This window comes from Streptomyces sp. L7 (genome assembly GCF_050990935.1).
GTDB lineage: Bacteria > Actinomycetota > Actinomycetes > Actinomycetales > Microbacteriaceae > Leifsonia.
In genome coordinates, this window is sequence record NZ_CP194646.1 from 61,879 (window position 1) to 77,160 (window position 15,282).

Annotated in this window: 17 protein-coding genes and 1 pseudogene; 15 read left to right on the forward strand and 3 right to left on the reverse strand. The window is 67.4% G+C overall.

Features of this window, described 5'->3' with window-relative positions; translation table 11 throughout:
• Positions 1 to 25 precede the first annotated feature (25 nt).
• Together ACR5MH_RS22270 and ACR5MH_RS22275 are read left to right on the forward strand one after the other, a co-directional pair.
• Positions 26 to 460 (forward strand): hypothetical protein, encoded by a 435-nt coding sequence (locus ACR5MH_RS22270; RefSeq protein ID WP_407791928.1) that lies wholly within the window; start codon positions 26 to 28, stop codon positions 458 to 460.
• Positions 460 to 1,674 (forward strand): hypothetical protein, encoded by a 1,215-nt coding sequence (locus tag ACR5MH_RS22275; RefSeq protein ID WP_115697650.1) that lies wholly within the window; start codon positions 460 to 462, stop codon positions 1,672 to 1,674. The genes ACR5MH_RS22270 and ACR5MH_RS22275 overlap by 1 nt, the downstream gene beginning before the upstream one ends.
• On the opposite strand, the gene ACR5MH_RS22280 is transcribed toward ACR5MH_RS22275, so the two are convergent.
• Positions 1,664 to 1,993 carry a hypothetical protein gene (locus ACR5MH_RS22280; RefSeq protein ID WP_115697651.1) on the reverse strand — a complete coding sequence of 110 codons (330 nt, stop codon included), beginning with the start codon at positions 1,991 to 1,993 and terminating at the stop codon, positions 1,664 to 1,666. The two genes, ACR5MH_RS22275 and ACR5MH_RS22280, sit on opposite strands and share 11 nt — an antisense overlap.
• Before the next feature lie 108 nt (positions 1,994 to 2,101).
• On the opposite strand from ACR5MH_RS22280, the gene ACR5MH_RS22285 reads away from it, so the two are divergent.
• From ACR5MH_RS22285 to ACR5MH_RS22330, 10 genes are read left to right on the forward strand one after another with little or no spacing between them, the layout of a single operon-like run.
• Positions 2,102 to 2,710, forward strand: a complete 609-nt coding sequence (locus tag ACR5MH_RS22285) for a hypothetical protein (RefSeq protein ID WP_407791925.1) — start codon at positions 2,102 to 2,104, stop codon at positions 2,708 to 2,710.
• A 14-nt stretch (positions 2,711 to 2,724) separates the two neighbouring features.
• Entirely contained in the window at positions 2,725 to 3,051 is a 327-nt protein-coding gene (locus tag ACR5MH_RS22290) for a hypothetical protein (protein WP_407791846.1), read from the forward strand.
• A 15-nt stretch (positions 3,052 to 3,066) separates the two neighbouring features.
• Positions 3,067 to 4,059, forward strand: a complete 993-nt coding sequence (locus tag ACR5MH_RS22295; protein ID WP_115697654.1) for a hypothetical protein — start codon at positions 3,067 to 3,069, stop codon at positions 4,057 to 4,059.
• A complete protein-coding gene (locus ACR5MH_RS22300) occupies positions 4,056 to 4,973 on the forward strand; it encodes a hypothetical protein (RefSeq protein WP_407791847.1) in 918 nt (305 codons plus the stop codon). The genes ACR5MH_RS22295 and ACR5MH_RS22300 overlap by 4 nt, the downstream gene beginning before the upstream one ends.
• Positions 4,898 to 5,587 carry an SCO6880 family protein gene (locus tag ACR5MH_RS22305; RefSeq protein WP_407791848.1) on the forward strand — a complete coding sequence of 230 codons (690 nt, stop codon included), beginning with the start codon at positions 4,898 to 4,900 and terminating at the stop codon, positions 5,585 to 5,587. Before ACR5MH_RS22300 ends, ACR5MH_RS22305 begins: the two co-directional genes overlap by 76 nt.
• Positions 5,588 to 5,590: 3 nt before the next feature.
• Complete coding sequence (locus ACR5MH_RS22310; protein WP_147295962.1) at positions 5,591 to 7,048, forward strand: hypothetical protein; 1,458 nt, start codon at positions 5,591 to 5,593, stop codon at positions 7,046 to 7,048.
• The gene (locus ACR5MH_RS22315; protein WP_115697658.1) at positions 7,045 to 8,820 is read left to right on the forward strand and encodes a type IV secretory system conjugative DNA transfer family protein; all 1,776 of its coding nucleotides are present in this window, start codon (positions 7,045 to 7,047) and stop codon (positions 8,818 to 8,820) included. The genes ACR5MH_RS22310 and ACR5MH_RS22315 overlap by 4 nt, the downstream gene beginning before the upstream one ends.
• Complete coding sequence (locus tag ACR5MH_RS22320) at positions 8,813 to 9,208, forward strand: hypothetical protein (RefSeq protein ID WP_147295963.1); 396 nt, start codon at positions 8,813 to 8,815, stop codon at positions 9,206 to 9,208. Before ACR5MH_RS22315 ends, ACR5MH_RS22320 begins: the two co-directional genes overlap by 8 nt.
• Positions 9,205 to 9,705 carry a hypothetical protein gene (locus ACR5MH_RS22325; protein WP_115697660.1) on the forward strand — a complete coding sequence of 167 codons (501 nt, stop codon included), beginning with the start codon at positions 9,205 to 9,207 and terminating at the stop codon, positions 9,703 to 9,705. The genes ACR5MH_RS22320 and ACR5MH_RS22325 overlap by 4 nt, the downstream gene beginning before the upstream one ends.
• Positions 9,702 to 10,667 (forward strand): hypothetical protein, encoded by a 966-nt coding sequence (locus tag ACR5MH_RS22330; protein ID WP_407791849.1) that lies wholly within the window; start codon positions 9,702 to 9,704, stop codon positions 10,665 to 10,667. The genes ACR5MH_RS22325 and ACR5MH_RS22330 overlap by 4 nt, the downstream gene beginning before the upstream one ends.
• A 74-nt stretch (positions 10,668 to 10,741) precedes the next feature.
• Here ACR5MH_RS22330 and ACR5MH_RS22335 read toward each other — a convergent pair whose 3' ends face one another.
• Entirely contained in the window at positions 10,742 to 12,730 is a 1,989-nt protein-coding gene (locus tag ACR5MH_RS22335) for an ATP-dependent DNA helicase (RefSeq protein WP_407791850.1), read from the reverse strand.
• Between the two features lie 377 nt (positions 12,731 to 13,107).
• Positions 13,108 to 13,737: pseudogene (locus tag ACR5MH_RS22340) on the reverse strand (relaxase domain-containing protein); the annotation flags it as partial.
• On the opposite strand from ACR5MH_RS22340, the gene ACR5MH_RS22345 reads away from it, so the two are divergent.
• The 3 genes from ACR5MH_RS22345 to ACR5MH_RS22355 all read left to right on the forward strand — a co-directional run bounded on the left by ACR5MH_RS22345 (position 13,631) and on the right by ACR5MH_RS22355 (position 15,267).
• The gene (locus ACR5MH_RS22345; protein ID WP_433862723.1) at positions 13,631 to 13,909 is read left to right on the forward strand and encodes a hypothetical protein; all 279 of its coding nucleotides are present in this window, start codon (positions 13,631 to 13,633) and stop codon (positions 13,907 to 13,909) included. The pseudogene ACR5MH_RS22340 and the gene ACR5MH_RS22345 sit on opposite strands and share 107 nt — an antisense overlap.
• A 399-nt stretch (positions 13,910 to 14,308) precedes the next feature.
• Complete coding sequence (locus ACR5MH_RS22350; RefSeq protein WP_115697662.1) at positions 14,309 to 14,803, forward strand: hypothetical protein; 495 nt, start codon at positions 14,309 to 14,311, stop codon at positions 14,801 to 14,803.
• Entirely contained in the window at positions 14,803 to 15,267 is a 465-nt protein-coding gene (locus ACR5MH_RS22355; RefSeq protein WP_115697663.1) for a hypothetical protein, read from the forward strand. The genes ACR5MH_RS22350 and ACR5MH_RS22355 overlap by 1 nt, the downstream gene beginning before the upstream one ends.
• Positions 15,268 to 15,282: the final 15 nt, after the last annotated feature.

Sequence of the window (15,282 nt, forward strand, 5' to 3'; positions counted from 1 at the left end):
TCAGACGGATGATCCGCTGGAATCCATGGTGGATTCCTTCGCGCAGCGACGCCTGCTGGAGTACATCGCCGACACGGTCAGCGCACGCGACTGGGAGATCGCCACAGCATTCGCGCTCGACGAGGACGCATCACCGGCTACGGTCGCGGCCGAGTTCGGCGTTTCGGACCGTCAGCTGCGCGCGTCTCGCGCATGGGTGCGACAGGTGGCCTCCACCGCGCGAGCCGCGCTCGAGGCGGCGGATGCCGGAAGGAGGCCTGAGCGTGCGCTCATCCTGGGCTGCTTGCCCGACAGCGACGGTCTGAGGACTGTCGCTGTGTTCGTACCCGCGCTACAGCACGCGGTCTCGGTGATCGCAGAGCAGACGGGGTTGAGTGAGGGCCGGGTCCGCTCACGGCTTCCCAAAGCGCGGGTGCTGCTGCAGCTGGCGGAGCGCATCCTTGGTACGGAGGGCTGCTGATGGCGGCGCAGGCGGTTGCCGTCGCCGCAAAGGCTGCTGTGACCATCGCGAAGTCCAAGCGTCTCCGCAGGGCCATTGGCGTGATTCTGATCGCGTTGCTGGTCGGTCTGATCATGTTCGCGGCGCTGCCGGCGTTCATGGTCGCCCTTGTCGCTCCGTCCGCGTCGGCACTGACCAGCGCCTTCTGCAATGCTGCCGGGGGCGCCGCCCCCGGCACGCCGCAGCCTGTTGCGCTCACCCCGCAGCAGACGGCGCTAGTGGCCCAGATCCGGCAGGCATCCGTCGCCGCATCGGATGACCCGAAGGCGCAGCTGGCAGCTCTCACCGCCGCGTTCGTCGCGACGGGCCTCGTCCCGCCGACGGCGCCCGCCACAACGGAGGACAGCCCGATCGGTGTGTACGGCCTCACGGCGCGATCCGGCTGGGGAACAGGCGACTCACTCAGCGACGCCGGGAAAGCGACGACGCTCATCTTGAAAGGCATCCCCGGCAAGCCGGGCATCCTCGGCCTTCCCGCCTGGAGCACACTCCCGTCAGGACGCTGGGTGTCAGCCATCGGGATCAACAAGACGCCCGACCAGGTCGCCGCTGCCGAGACAACAGCCCGGACGGTTCTGCTCCAGGTGGACCCCTCGTTGAAGGAGGAGGACCTACACAGTGGGAGCGCGTGCGGTTTCGTGCCGATCACGGGCGATGTGAAGGCGCTGGCGACGGCCCTGATGCCGGCGATCGCGTCGGGCAAGCTGTACGGCTATTCGGGGATCGACCAGATCAAGGCGATCGCCGACGGGACGGCGACCGCGAAGTGCGGCATCGACGTGCGCATCTTGCAGATCGTGACCGTCGCGGTGAACAACTTCGACAAGGTCGGAGTCAGCGACATCAACCGGTACTGCACCGGCTCCCTCGAGGGCGCGGGGAAGGAATCGGCGCACTACAAGGACGGTGGCGGCCACGCGGTCGACTTCATGACGCTCAACGGCAAGGCGATCAACGGCGCGGATGGTTACTCGCTGCAGCTGATCCGGATCCTCGATCCGATTGTGCCGAAGGGATCTCGGATCGGCCAGGAGGATGTGCGGGCCTCTCACGGCGTGAGCATCGTCACGCAGAACTTCACCCAGTTCGACGACAGTCCCGACCATCTGCACGTGGACGTGCTGTGGGCCAAGGGCGGGCTGCAGCTGCCGGGATCGCCGGCGCCTACCGGGTGACGCGCGGAGCGGCCGCGGCCGCGTTCACCGACTGCCAGTATCGGGCGGCGGCGACGTCGCGCCGGTACTGGCGCTTCGGCTTGTTGACCTCCCAGAAGCCGAACCCGACGAGATGCAGCACGAACGTGGTGGCCGCGACGACTGCGGCCGGGACCATTGCGGAGTCGGTCACCGCGGCAAGGATCAGCGCGGTCATCACGACGGCGTGCAGGAGAAGCCAGCCGACCCAGTGCGTGAGCGCCCAGATAACCGTGAGCAGCACGGCGATAGGCCACAGCGGCGGCAGCAGCCAGAGCAAGGGCTTCACGGGATAGCGCATGTCAGAAGTGTCCCATTATCCACCGACGAGCACGCAAGTCTGCGCGCCGCTTCCCTCATCGCGGAACAAGTACCAGTGAGGGCGCCCACCGCCCAGGAAGGAGTACCCATGAGACGCATCATCGCCGTCGCGGTCGCTGCAGCGTTGGGCGTGGGACTGACTTCATGCGCGTCACCCACCGATGCGCAGAAGCCGACCGCCAGCCACAGCACCATCCCGAAACCGACACCGACCAACACGGGATCCGCGCAACCCGCCGATCTCGCCTCCACTAGCGACCTCGGTGTCGCCGTCTACGACGCAGGCACCTACTTGACGACGAAGGACTCCGGGTTCGCAGGCGAAGGGTCCAGCACGGACGCATTCCCGGTGCACAGCCGAGCGCAGATGGTCCGGGTCTCGCTCGACGGCTCCTCACCCGCCGGCGAAGTCGACGTGACCGGGCTCACGGTGAAGGACTCCCGCTGGGAGGGCGACCCGAACCTGGCCGTCCTCGACACGAACGAGGGTCCGGCACACGCCCGATCGCTCGGGCTGCCGTGGATGGCGGAGGGAGCCTTCGACTCTGCCAGCAAGTGGAAGTTGACCAACCACAAGCTCGTCAACTTCCTGCTCGCGTTCTACGTCCCCACCTCGGCCACCGTCCTCCACCTGGTGGTGGACGTCCCCTCCCAGCAAGTCCCCATCACTCTCAACGTCACGCTCGCAAGCGACTGATCGAAAGGAAACCCATGTCCGTCTCTCACCAGCTCCACGCCCGACTCATCGAGTCGTTCCCGACCGACGTCAACGTCCCGCAGCCTGCCCCCGACTTCAGCGGACCCGGTAGCGGAGCGTTGCGGAAGCTGTCCGGTCAGGTCCTCGGCTTCTCCATCACCGCGGCAGTCGTGTTCGTCATCCTCGCGGCCGCGCTCATCATCGCTGGCGCGATGAGCGCGAGCAGGAAGTTCCTCATCATGGGCTTCACCGCCCTTGGATGCGCCGTGTTGGGCGTCATCATCGCTCTCAACTCGGCGAACCTCGTCAACTGGGGCTCCGGCTTCGGTCTGTTCAACTGACGGGACGGGTGAATCATGCTGCGACTCGAAGGATTCCCCGAGCCGAACTTCGGCTGCTTCCCCACCGACATCCCCTGCATCTCGCAGGAGACAGTCGCCCGCATGCTCACCTCCACGCTCAACGGGCTCGGCAACTTCATGACGGACATGCTCGTGGGCGCGTTCAAGGGCTCACGCCTGGGGGACAACAGCTGGACGATCGCAGATCAGCAGTTCTGGTTCTGGATCGCCGTGATGGGCCTCGTACTCACGTGCGTGGCGGCATTTCAGCTGATGCCGGCGATGATCCTCGGGGACGTCAAGCGCATGGCGCAGATCGGGGCAGGTCTGGCGTTTTCGGTCCCGGCCAGCGTTCTCTTGGTCTGGTTCATGAAGCAGATTTCGGCGGTTGGCAACTCGGTCACTGACGCCATCACCAACGCCCTGCAGGGCGAGGGTCTGTCGGCGGCGATCATGCGAATGTTCGGCTTCCGAATCGTGACCGATAAGGGCTCGGTGAACGTCGACGGTGCGCTCATGAAGATGACCGGGGGAGTCCAGGGGGCACAGGTCATCGGTCCGCTGTTGGTCTGCCTACTGCTGCTGCTCGTAATGACCCTGGCCGCAGTCTTCCTCTACATCTCCATGGCCCTACGGGCATTCGGCCTCCTCGCCCTGGCCGCGATGGCTCCCGTTGGAACGATGATGATCGGTCAGCCGAAGCTGGCCGTATGGGCTGTGCGTTGGGTCAATCTCGCTGTGGGCTTGATACTCGCTGAGCCGTTGGCGGCTGGGGTCCTTCTGCTGGCGGCGCGGCTGCTCGGCAACGGCACCGACATGGGTCCGGTGATCGTGGCGATCGGCGCGGTCTTCGCTGCAGCGTTCGCTCCTGCTTGGGCCGTAAAGCTGGTCTCCTTCGCCGGAAATGAGGTCGGCTCTGCCATTCAGAACCGCCCGTCGACGACGAACGTCATCTACAAGGTCCGCACCATCACCGGCGGCGGATGGCTTCCGAAGGGCGCCAAATGAGCACGCTCGAGCTTGAGGACGGCGCCCCGCGCGTCCGGATGGGGCGGCGCGAGCGCAACGGCGTTCTGCTGGGTCTGAGCGCCGTGCAGATCCTGATCGCGTCGGTGACTCTGGGCATCGGCATGCTCTGGATGCTCATCGACACGACGTCGTTCTGGGGATACGGATTCCTGCCTGTCGTACTCATCGTCATTTTCGCGGTGGGCAGCTACCACCGCCAATCCTTCGCACTCATCACCTTCCAGGTCGCCGCGTACTACCTGCGAGTCGCCGCTGGGCAGCACAAGTTCATCCGGGATATCTGGGGAAAGGACGATCACGTCACCATGAAGAAGGGACGCGCACCCGCCGGCCGCACCGCTCCCACCCGGGAAGGACACTTCGATCTACCGGGAGCCAACGCCGCCGTCGTCACGTATCAGACGGACAACGCTGGGGCATTCACGATCGACGAGAAGGGTCGTACCGCGGCGATCACGCTCGAACTGATCAGCAGCGCGTGGGCCATGGAAGACCGCTCTCAGCAGAAGGCCTCGTACGACGGCTTCGTGGCCTGGCTGAGCAGCTTGGAGACCATCATCGGCCTGGTCGAGATGACCATCCGGGTCCGCGTCGACGCTCAGCCGGCCACAGAGATGGCCGAGTATGTGGTGGCGCGCGAGGCCGCGATGGGCGACTCGCACCCCATCAGCGATGAGCTGCGGAAGAACTACTGGAACGTCATCAAGGACGGCGCCCGCCGGTCGATGGGCTTCTCCAACCAGGTGACGCTCACCTTTAGCCTGCAGGCGCTGCGCTCGACCGTGCGCGCGAACGGGGAGGCCTGTGGGGCCTGGGCGTGTACTTCGACCAGCTCCTGCCCTCCATCGAAGAGAGCGCCAAGCGGTCCGGTCTTCAGCTGCAGGGGTGGCTGACCGCGCAGCAACTCGAGGCAGCCACAACGCGGGCGTTCGACCCAATCTCATTCACGGGACGTATGCGCGCGACGTCTCCCGATCAGCGCGTCGGAGTGCTGCACCCACCGGTCATGGGCATTCACGAGCACCGGGACCGGATCGAGATCGACGGGAGCATCCATCAGGTGTTGTGGATCGCCGAGTGGCCCCGGACGGAGCGCAACACGGGCTTCATGGAGAGGCTTCTCTACGCCACTGACACCACGCGCACCCTGACGCTTCAGATCCGTCCGGTCGAGACGGAAAAGGCTCTGCAGCGAATCGCACGCCACAAGACGGGGTTGGAGATGGCAAACATCCTCCGGGAGCGCCGGGGGATGCCGCGCAGTGCCGAGAAGGACCGCGAGATGCAGGAGGTCGAGGAACGCGAGGAACGCCTCGCTGATGGCTTCGCGGACGTCGAGTTTCGCGGCTTCGTCACCATGTCCGCGACCACGCGGGAGGAGTTGAACCGCGCGCGTACGTCGCTGGAGCAGACGGGTCGAAGCAGCGGTCTCCGCCTGACGCCAATGTTCTTCCAGCAGGCCGCAGCATTCAGCACTGCGGTCCTCCCGGTCAACGGAAAGGCCTGAGTCATGGTCAGCACGCATACCGCAGGATTCGTCCCTTCTGGTTCTCGCCGCGAGGCGGAGAAAGAGCGCAAGCGGATCGCCCGCGAACTGCGCAAGAGCACCGCAACGCCGCTCGAGTTCGTCACCGACTGGCCAGCCAGCAAGATGCCCGCGAACGGTAACCGGGGCGCTCACAACCTGCGCGGCCCGCGCCTGGCGAACCCGCCGGCGCACAGGGGCAGCTCGGACCAGGTGGGCGGCGCGTACCTCACCCTCGCTGCAACGGGTGAGCCGTTCACCGGGCCGTACATCGGTGACGACCTGCTTTCCCTCGGCCCGTTCTCATTCGACAGCTGGGACGCATACGCGGCCGGGAAGATCCGCTCCCAGTCCACCTGCATCATCGGCGTGAAGGGCACTGGGAAGTCGATGCTTGGCAAGTCGTGGGCCTCTCGGTCCATTCGGCTGGGCCGTAAGGTTGCCGTTCCACACGACCCCAATGGCGAGTGGGGGCGCGTCGCCGACTACGTCGGAGGAGTCACGCTGCGCCTCGGGCCCGGCCAGCCAGCTCGGATCAACCTCCTTGATCCCGGTCTCCGACCGAGCGGCATGAGCGAGGAGGACTGGAACTTCGACGTGCTGCAGTACCGCCGCCGGGTTCTTCGCGCGGCGATCGCCTTGCTGCGAGGCACGACCGCTCTCGCGGACGAGGAACACACGGCTCTGGACCTGGCGGTGGAATACGCGCAGGCGCGCAACACGGAACTGATCCTGCCCATGCTGTACGAGGAGGTGATGAACCCGGACGCGGCGTACGCCGCGAAGGTGGGAGACGCCGGCGTGCGCCTCGGCCACACGCTGCGTCGCCTGGTCGAGGGAGATGTCAGCGGGCAGCTGGACCGCCCGACCACCGTTCGCTTCGACGCGCAGACACCGATGGTCGTCGTCGACGACTCGGCTGTCTCCTCGGCGTCCGACACGACCCGTGCTCTGATCAGAATGGCGACCACGAACTGGATCGACCGTGGAACCCCGGTGGGCCGGGACCAGACGAGAATCGTTATTCACGAGGAGGCTGCTGCGGCGCTTCTCGGCGAGGTCGCGTCCGGTAGCTCTCTCACGGAACGAGTCGCGGATGAGAAGGTGGCGCGACACCACGGCAAGTCCAACTGGTACCTCATCCACCGCATCGCCGACTTCGACTCCCTGGGCGACGAGGGCTCTGCCATGCATTCGCGCGCGCTCGGCTTGCTGGCCGACTGCGAAATCCGCGTGAGCTACGCGCAGCACGTCGGGGAGCTCGAACGCAGCGCCAAGGTGCTCGGCTGGAACCAGACGCAGACCGAGATGGTCGGCGGACTCCGCATCGGAGAGGGGTTCTGGCAGATCGGGCAGAACGCCGAAGCGAAGGTCCGCAACGTCATCCACCCGAACGAGATGCCCCACTTCACCACCGACGCGAAGGCAGGTCAGCGCGGATGAAACAGTTCGCTCCCACACTTGTGTTCATCCTGCTGGGGCTCTGCGCGGTCGCCGCGGTCCTCACCGGGGTGGCAAACATCGCGTTCCTCGTGCAGTGCGGTGCCGCGCCCACCGGCGAGCACCCCTTCAGCGGCTTCGGATTCCTGCTGACCGCCAACCCCGAGGCCTTCGGCACTGTCCCCGTCGGCTGCACCATTGCACCCAGCAGCATCTACGTGACGTACCTCATCGCCGCCGTGCTGATCGGCGTCGTCGTCTTCGGCCTGGTGATGGGTTGGCACCACGTGCGGGACTCGGACTGGTTCTTCCGTCTCGAGCTGATGTACCGCGATGGTTTCGCGCGAGCGGGTGAGATTCGGAAGAACGTCTCTGCCCGGTCGCTGCTCCGCCGAGCGCGCCAGCTGCGCCCGGCCCTGAAGAAGCCCACTCCCGACCAGCTCGGCGTCCGCCTCGGGCGCGCACGCGGGATGGACGTGATGGTCAGCGTCGAGGACTCGATGGTCCTGTCTGCCGCCCCGCGGGGCGGCAAGGGCTTCCGCTTCGTGATCTCCTCAATCCTGGACTGGGACGGCCCGCTCATCACGACCTCAACGCGCAACGACAACCTCTCGGCAACATATGAAGCGCGCAAGCGGATGGGCGAGGTGACCGTGGTCGACCCGCAGGGACTCTCTGGCATCAAGTCCCGCAAGCGTCCCGCGCTGCACACCGGCTGCGAGGATCCTCTGATCGCCGAGATGCGCGGCCGGGCGATGATCGCGGGAAGCGCGCTCGGCCAGTCGGCAACGAACCAGGAATGGGCCGGCATCTCCGCCGGCCTTCTCGCCGCTCTGCTGCAGGCGGCCGCGCTCTCCGGAGAAGGCACCGCTGCCCTGCGCCGATGGACGCAGAACCCGGCACTGTGCGACCCGGCGATCGACATCTTGAGGGACCAGGGCGCGCCGGGCTGGTCGCAGATGCTCGAGAGTACGGTCAAGGGCGACCCCGAGCTGTTGGCGAACTCCTGGATCGGCGTTCGGGAGGCGGGCAAGCCGCTCCTGATCCCCGGCATCTACGACGCGCTTAGCCCTGAAGGAGACGCGGTGCTGGACCCGCGCGAGTTCCTCGAGGGACGCAACACGCTCTACCTGATCGGCACGGGCTCTGGCGCCGGCGCGACCGGCGGATACCTCGCCGCGATCCTGGACGACATCGTGGAACAGGCGCGCCGGAAGGCGCTGGCGTCGCAGGGCGGCCGCCTCGACCCGCCACTCGGTCTCATCCTCGACGAGCTCGCCAACATGTTCGTCTGGCCAGCGCTGCCCACCGTTCTCAGCGACGGTGGCGGCATCGGCATCTTCACGCAGGTCGTGTTCCAGTCGATGTCCCAGGCCGCAACGGTGTGGTCCGAGTCGGAGGCGCAGACCATCTGGAACTCCGCCATCGTGAAGGTACTGCTCGGCGGCTCGACCGACGTCCGGCACATGCAGGACATCTCGAACATGCTCGGGGAGCGCAAAGTGCTGCACCGGGGTCGCTCCTGGTCCGAGGAGTCGACCACGCACTCCGAGCAGCGGGCCACGGCACCGGTCCTCAGCGTTGACGAGCTGCGCCGCCTCCCCACAGGGATGGCGGTGCTCGCCTACAAGAACATCCGCCCCGTTCTGCTGGACGCCAAGGGGTGGACCAAGCGCTCGGACGCTTCGCAGATCCACGCCGACCGCCGGTCCACGGAGCTGGAACAGCTGAGCGAGTTCCAGCGTCAGTACGCGCGCCGGACGACCGATGTCTAACCGGCGACGCCCGGCGCGCGGCAACCGGTACCGCAGCGGCTACCTGACCTCGATCGAGTGGTTCCGTCGCCGTGCGCGGTGGTTTCGGGAGGAAGCCGAGACCTACGGTGTCGTGCGCTGTGCGGTCTGCCTCGGCCGCGGCACCTCGAGCACGCTTGAGCTGCACCACCTGGACTACCGAGGCGTCGCAGAAGTGCCCGGGGGCGGGTGGCGTGCCGGAGAAGAGCACGGCGACCTGCTTGCCGTCCACCCGGACCACCACCGGATGCTGCATCAGCTCTTGGACAGCGACAAGGTGCTCGGCAAGATGCGCAACCGCAGGGACGCCAGCATGCAGGCGATCGCGAAGCTGCGGCGTCGAATCATCCGGGCGGTGATGGCGGCATGAGCGGAGACGAGTTTGGAGACCTCCCGGTCGCGACTGGCATCCCTCTGAAGACGCCGGCCGCGTCTCCGGCGGCTCCGGGAGATGAGGACCTTCCGGCAACGGTTCTCGTCGTCAACTGGCGCACCCTCACGAACCGCGAGGCCGCGGAGGCCTGGGAGAAGTTGGCGGACTGGGTCGGCTGGATCTACAGGCGATACCCGCTGCCCGACGACGTGATCCGCAAGTGCTGGTACCGCCATGGAGGGGTCGTTGAGGAGCTTTCCGCGCTGCACGCGTGCTGGCAAGCGTCGTTCGATGAGTCCGACAGCGGCTACGGTCCGATCGGTTTTCACGAGCGTCTAGAGCTCGCGAGAAATCGACTCCGTACACTGCAGGGCAGCTGCGGTGAAGATCACGTCGAGGACCGCATCCGCGACCTGCCGTTTCCGTCCGACTGGTCCGACTGGACTCGTAAGAGCCACGCCCACCCGAAGCCCGATGAGAGGAACCCGAGATGACCGATGAACGGCTCGACCGTCCGACCGTGGATGTTGATGTCTTCCTGCGGTACGTGGAGCGGTTCACGCTCGCGGCGATCGACCGCTACACCGACGTCCCGACCGAGAGAGAAGCGCTGCGTCGGAACCTCTCGACCGGCGTGGAGCCGATCGGAGATGCTGACTGGGAGGCCTTGAGCGACGTCGCTGACGAGCTGATCGGCGAGGCGGCACAGGACCTCGAGTTCTCCGAGCGTCCGCGCAGCATGTGGACGACGTCGATCGCCCAAGCGGTCGTCGAGGCGCGACTGACGCAGGAGGAGCGAGAGGCGGCGATGCAGGTTCGGATCGAAGAGCTCTCCGCTGAGACCGGGATGCCGACCATCAGCGTGGCCGAGTGGCAAGGGTACGTCGATCGCGCTCGGGATGTTGACAGCGCGGAGGCACGCGCGATCCCTGACGTCCAATGGGATGCGGTGGTGGATACTCCTGGGGCGGAATTCGGCTTCGTCAGCCTGGGGAATCCACGCGGAGTGGATGAGAGCGCGTTGGCGAAGTCGATCGCGCTTGCCCACGACACTCGGCCTGGTGGCGCAATCACGTTCGAGAACGAGAACCGCCGCTGGGACTCGGTCTGGCTCACACGACGAGACTACGTCGAGGCGGAACGGCATCAGCGGCTGCAGCAGCTGCGTGAGGCGGGTGTGGCGGTCATTCCCGGTTCCCCGCAAGCCCGCTTCCTGACTCGCGACCTGCGGGATCCTGATCCGGTTGTATCGCGGCGTGAGGTGGCCGAACGGCAGGCGCGATACGGCACCCCGGCGGCATCGGCCGATCCTGCACGGCATGACGGAGATGCTCGCCTCGAGCGTGCGGCTGCAGAGCGTCGCCCACCGGAAGTCGACCCGTCGCGGATGTCGCCGGCGGTTCAGCAGCAACAGCAGCAGCGCACGTCGCTGTTCCGACGTATGAGTCGTCGCTAGTCCCACAAGACAGATGCCCCGGAGCCAGGTTGGTTCCGGGGCATCGTCCGTTGTGGAGGCGATCGCGATGCTTGCTAGCGGGCGCGGGGGCCAACCCGGCGGGCTGTCGGGCGGGCGACGGGTCCGGTCGCAGCAGGGTTCGCAGATCCGACCGGCCGCGTAAGGACCGAGGATGCAGCTTGCGTCCGTTCGTGGTTCTCGGCCGCAAGCTCGTCGACGGTGAGACGGTCGCGGAGTGCCTTCTCCTGCTGCATGAGTTCGAGGGACCGCTCGGCGGTGCGTCGCGCGGCCGCGAGGTCATGCAACTCTTCGTGTGCCTTCTTCACGCGGTCGCGGAGGACGTGCAACTGATCGGCGACGTCGGGGTCGAGGGTCTTGCCGTGGGTGATGGCGTCTTGGGTGCTGAGCTTCTGAATGCGTTGTTCGGCCACGGTGATGGAGTCCTGCAGCCAGCCGGTGCGGGCGCGGTTGTCCTCGAGGGATGCGTCGAGCGCGACGGTCTTCTGGTCGAGGTCGACCAGGTGACCGACGGGGCGCTCGGTGCTGTTCCACGCGGGGATGGGCTTGGTGACCGGTGCGGCGGGCCGGGCTGCCCGGTGCAGTTCGGTGCGGGCGGCGATGCGGGAGTCGTCGACGGTGAGTTCGGCGCGGCCGCGGCGCATCGTCTCGACGAGTTCGTCGACGACCTTGTCCTCGTTCGCGGCGGTGGAGACGTAGGTGTTCTCGTACTTGCCTCGGGTGACGCCGACGTAGAGGCCGGCGGCGTCGACGCCGGGGCCGGTGATGGATGCCCAGTTGGTTTCGCCCTGCTCGCCGTGGACGGTGGAGGCGTAGGCGAGGTGGGCGTGGTCGGCGAAGTAGTCGGCTTGTACGGTGCGGGTGACGCCGTTGGTAGCGAGGGAGGCGAGGCGGACGCTGCCGTCGGCGCCTATGGCGTCGACGGTCCAGAGGTCGCGGTTGTTGACGCCGGTCTCGGCGTCGTTGCGGCGGGTCTGGACGGTTTCGCCGACGTAGACGGCTTGGCCGTTCCGGGCGAAGGTGACGCGGGTGGGGTCGAGTTCTCCGCGCTGCAGGCGGCCGGCCTGGATGGCTTCGTTGATCGCCTGGGCTTCGTCGTTGGTGGACACGACCATGGAGACGGTCTCGCCGGCCTGGGTGAGTTCGCGGTGGCGGTCGACCATGTAGGTGAGGACGGCCTGCTGGTCGGTCACGGTCACGACGTGGCCGCGGCGGATGAGCTCGGCGGCAACGGCGCGGGCTTCTTCGTCGTTGGCCGGTTCGCGCAGCTTCTTGGTCAGCTCGGCGTAGGCGTCGTCGCGGACCGGGTTGCCGTTCTCGTCCAGGACGGGGTTGCCGTTCTCGTCGAGCAGCCGGAACCGCTGGACGGTCTCCAGCTCGACGCGGGCGGTGGCGAAGGTGCGGGCGATCGACATGGCGCCGGAGTGGCCGACGGGGGAGACCTGGAGGTGGTCACCGATGAGAGCGATCTGTGCTCCGGTGGATTGTGCGAGTAGCGCGAGCGCGCGGGCTTCGTGCAGGCCGAGCATTCCGGCCTCGTCGACGACGATCCGGTCACCGGGCGCGATCGGGTAGCGGCTGGGACCGGTGTAGGGGCGGTCGGCGAAGGCGGACTGTTGACCGGGGGTGACGTGCTGCCAGACTGTGTTCCCGGCAACGTCTTCACCCCAGAACCAGCCGTGATCGCGGAGGAGTGCGTGGACCGAGGAGGAGACGGTGTCGGTCTCCCGTCCGGCGACGTTTGCCGCCTTCTTCGTAGGGGCGACGATGAGGCAGCCGCGGCCCTGGTCGTCGAGCAGCTTCTTGGCGACCTTGAGCATGGTGGTCTTGCCGGTCCCGGCGGGACCGGTGATGGTGACGACCTGGTCGGTTCCGGCGACCGCGGCCGCGGCGTCGGCCTGCGCAGCATCGAGGCGGACGCCCGGCTCGAGCACCTCGTCCTGGGCGGCGTCGACCAGGTCGCGCTCGACGACTTCTCCGGGGGCGGAGAGGGTGGCGTACTGGCGGGCGACGTCGGCCTTGAGGGCGAGGGTGGCCTGCGACATGTACCCCTTGATGTGCGGGGGATGACACCGTCCGCGGCCAGCAGGTTCACGGACAGGCCGCCGACGGCGCGGGCGGTCACGTCCTCGATCAGCTCCTGGAGGGCGTTGCGGTCGGCGATGACACCGGACGCGGCCACGGCGCGGGTGACGCCGGCGCGGACATCGAACAGGCTGTAGCGGCCGCCGGTTCCGGTCGCGCGGGCGTCGGCGTCGGCGACGCCGGTCGCGGCCAGGATGTTCCGGTCAAGGTCAGCGATTGTCCGGCCGGTCAGGCGGGCTTCGTCGCGGGTGGCCGTGACGGTCGGGTCGATCGTGGTCAGCTCGTCCATGACCGTGGCCGCCCAGTTCGCTTCGTCCAGGTGGCCGGGCTTGTTCGGCCGGCCATGGGCGTACGCCCACTGGTCGATCGCCTGCAGGTCCTTGGCCGTGGGCTCCTGGCCGGGGTGGGCGGCGTGCCACTCAGCAAGCTTGACCGCCCGGTTGGCCTCGATCTGGTTTGACCGGCGGGACAGCGGCCGCACCAGGTGGGCCAGCTGCTCGATTTCGCCGTCCGCGTTCAGGGTGTAGCCCTTGGCCGCGAGGGCGGCCAGCCACTGCGGGTCGGTGCGGGCGGCGAGGTCACCCTCGGCGTTGATGACCGTCTGGAACTTCATGGCCACGCGGGAGTCAACGTTCGTCCACCGACCGTCTTTACCCAGGACCTTGATGTTCAGCCACAGGTGGCGGTGCTTGTGCGGGTCCAGCGCGCGGGACCGTTCGTGGTTCAGCTCCACGACCTCGATGCGGGAGAGGTCTTCACGGATCGCGCCGGCGTGGCCGCGGCGGGCGTTGAGCTCGCGCTGCCAAGCCAGGATGGTGCGGTCGCGGAGCCGGTCCATGAGGTCTTCGTAGGCCAGGTGGATGTCCGCGTCGATCATCGCGGCGAGCGAGAACGACTTCGAGGAGTTGATCGTGGCGTCCAGGAGGAGGTCTGCGTTCGCGCCGCCGACTTCCTTGCCCCGCAGCACCCCGTTCTCGGGGTCGCGGCCGGAGATCCACGCTTCGAGCTTGTCGCGGTCCAGCACGTCGCGGCGGATGATGCCGTCCTCGACGATGTGCCGCAGAACGGCGTCGTCGGCGTACCCGGCGGCGACGATCGCGCCCGACTGGGAGGCGTCGCAGGTGCCCGCGAGGGCGTAATCGAGGGCCTGCTTGACCCCCAGGGAAGCGACTCCGCGCTTCCATCTCGCCATTCCGCCGCGCACGCGAACAGCGTAGCGCATCACCTTGGTGCCTGCGTGCATCAATGTGTTTCCGTCGATTCCGTCACCCTCTCCGGTGCCTTCGTCATCCCTCCCATCTCGTGGTCTCGTCTCCCTCCTGATCACTTCGTTCTTCTGCTCTGGTTCCTCGCTCTCGTCCGTGCTCCGTCGCGGACGGTTCTTCGTCGGGGGAGCGCGAGGGGGTCGCCCCTCGCCGGGCCGCAGTGGCGGCTCGCAGCGCGCACGGGTCTGGGTCGAGTGCGCGGGCGCGCCCATCTAGAGGTGAGAGAGCTCGCACGCGAATCGCGATGCGGGGGACCGAACGATTGGAGGAGCGGTGGCGATCGCCAGCGAATACGACGTGACGCACAAGTGCGGCCACACCCAGAAGCACGACCTGAGCAGCCTGCCGGCGGGCGACCGCCAAGGCCGGGCGAGCTGGTTGGCCACGACGGACTGCACAAGCTGTTTCATCACCAAGAAGAAGCGAGCGAACACCCGGCAGCGCAATAAGCAGCGCGACGGCGAGGTGCAGGCTGCGCTCGAGGACGCCGAGCGCGACGGCCTGCCGCCCTTGGCCGGCACGGCCAAGCAGACGGACTGGGCCGTGCGGATCCGGCATGACCTTCTCCGGGACGCCTACGACCAGCTCGTGGCCGGCGGCGGGATGACGGAAGCCGATTACACGACGGCCATCCTGGAACCGGCCAGACTCGTTGGCCGCGCCGGGTGGTGGATCGACAACCGGCACACTGAGGTCGCGGACCTGGTCGAGATCCTCGCGGACAGCGGCCAGGCGGCCGAAGCGGTCACGAACGAGAACCCGTTCTGATGGCCACGGCCAGCGCAGAGGCATCGAACGTGACCGGCCTCCTGGACAACATCGGAGGCGGGAAGGCCGCGATCGTGGAGCGTCTGATCGCGGCCAACGCTCGGGCGCGAGCGACCGGCGAAAGCGGATCGCCGGACTCGAACGTGGCGGCGTACGCGGCCGCGGTCACGACGACCGATGAAGCACTGCTCGTGGACCTGCTGACGCAGATCGGTGTCCGCGGTTCCTGGAGTCGCGCCGACCTGGTCGTCGGCGCGCTCGAGACGACGTCTCTCGTGGTGACCCCGACCGTTGGGGGCGCATTCCGGCTTGCCGGCTATCCGTCCCGTGTGAGCGAGCTCGCGTTCGGCCGGGGGCTTCTGGCGGCCGGCGACCAGGGGGTCTGGCTGACGGCCGCCGGCCATGCCGCGGTCAACGGCGTGCGCGAGGTGCTTGGATGGCCACCGCTTCTCGTACTTCGGTAGCGACGACGGCATGGA

Coding starts and splice junctions, on each gene's coding strand:
- ACR5MH_RS22270 (WP_407791928.1), top strand. CDS start 26: ATGGTGGATTCCTTCGCGCAGCGACGCCTGCTGGAGTACATCGCCGAC.
- ACR5MH_RS22275 (WP_115697650.1), top strand. CDS start 460: ATGGCGGCGCAGGCGGTTGCCGTCGCCGCAAAGGCTGCTGTGACCATC.
- ACR5MH_RS22280 (WP_115697651.1), bottom strand. CDS start 1,993: ATGCGCTATCCCGTGAAGCCCTTGCTCTGGCTGCTGCCGCCGCTGTGG.
- ACR5MH_RS22285 (WP_407791925.1), top strand. CDS start 2,102: ATGAGACGCATCATCGCCGTCGCGGTCGCTGCAGCGTTGGGCGTGGGA.
- ACR5MH_RS22290 (WP_407791846.1), top strand. CDS start 2,725: ATGTCCGTCTCTCACCAGCTCCACGCCCGACTCATCGAGTCGTTCCCG.
- ACR5MH_RS22295 (WP_115697654.1), top strand. CDS start 3,067: ATGCTGCGACTCGAAGGATTCCCCGAGCCGAACTTCGGCTGCTTCCCC.
- ACR5MH_RS22300 (WP_407791847.1), top strand. CDS start 4,056: ATGAGCACGCTCGAGCTTGAGGACGGCGCCCCGCGCGTCCGGATGGGG.
- ACR5MH_RS22310 (WP_147295962.1), top strand. CDS start 5,591: ATGGTCAGCACGCATACCGCAGGATTCGTCCCTTCTGGTTCTCGCCGC.
- ACR5MH_RS22315 (WP_115697658.1), top strand. CDS start 7,045: ATGAAACAGTTCGCTCCCACACTTGTGTTCATCCTGCTGGGGCTCTGC.
- ACR5MH_RS22320 (WP_147295963.1), top strand. CDS start 8,813: ATGTCTAACCGGCGACGCCCGGCGCGCGGCAACCGGTACCGCAGCGGC.
- ACR5MH_RS22325 (WP_115697660.1), top strand. CDS start 9,205: ATGAGCGGAGACGAGTTTGGAGACCTCCCGGTCGCGACTGGCATCCCT.
- ACR5MH_RS22330 (WP_407791849.1), top strand. CDS start 9,702: ATGACCGATGAACGGCTCGACCGTCCGACCGTGGATGTTGATGTCTTC.
- ACR5MH_RS22335 (WP_407791850.1), bottom strand. CDS start 12,730: ATGTCGCAGGCCACCCTCGCCCTCAAGGCCGACGTCGCCCGCCAGTAC.
- ACR5MH_RS22345 (WP_433862723.1), top strand. CDS start 13,631: ATGTCCGCGTCGATCATCGCGGCGAGCGAGAACGACTTCGAGGAGTTG.
- ACR5MH_RS22355 (WP_115697663.1), top strand. CDS start 14,803: ATGGCCACGGCCAGCGCAGAGGCATCGAACGTGACCGGCCTCCTGGAC.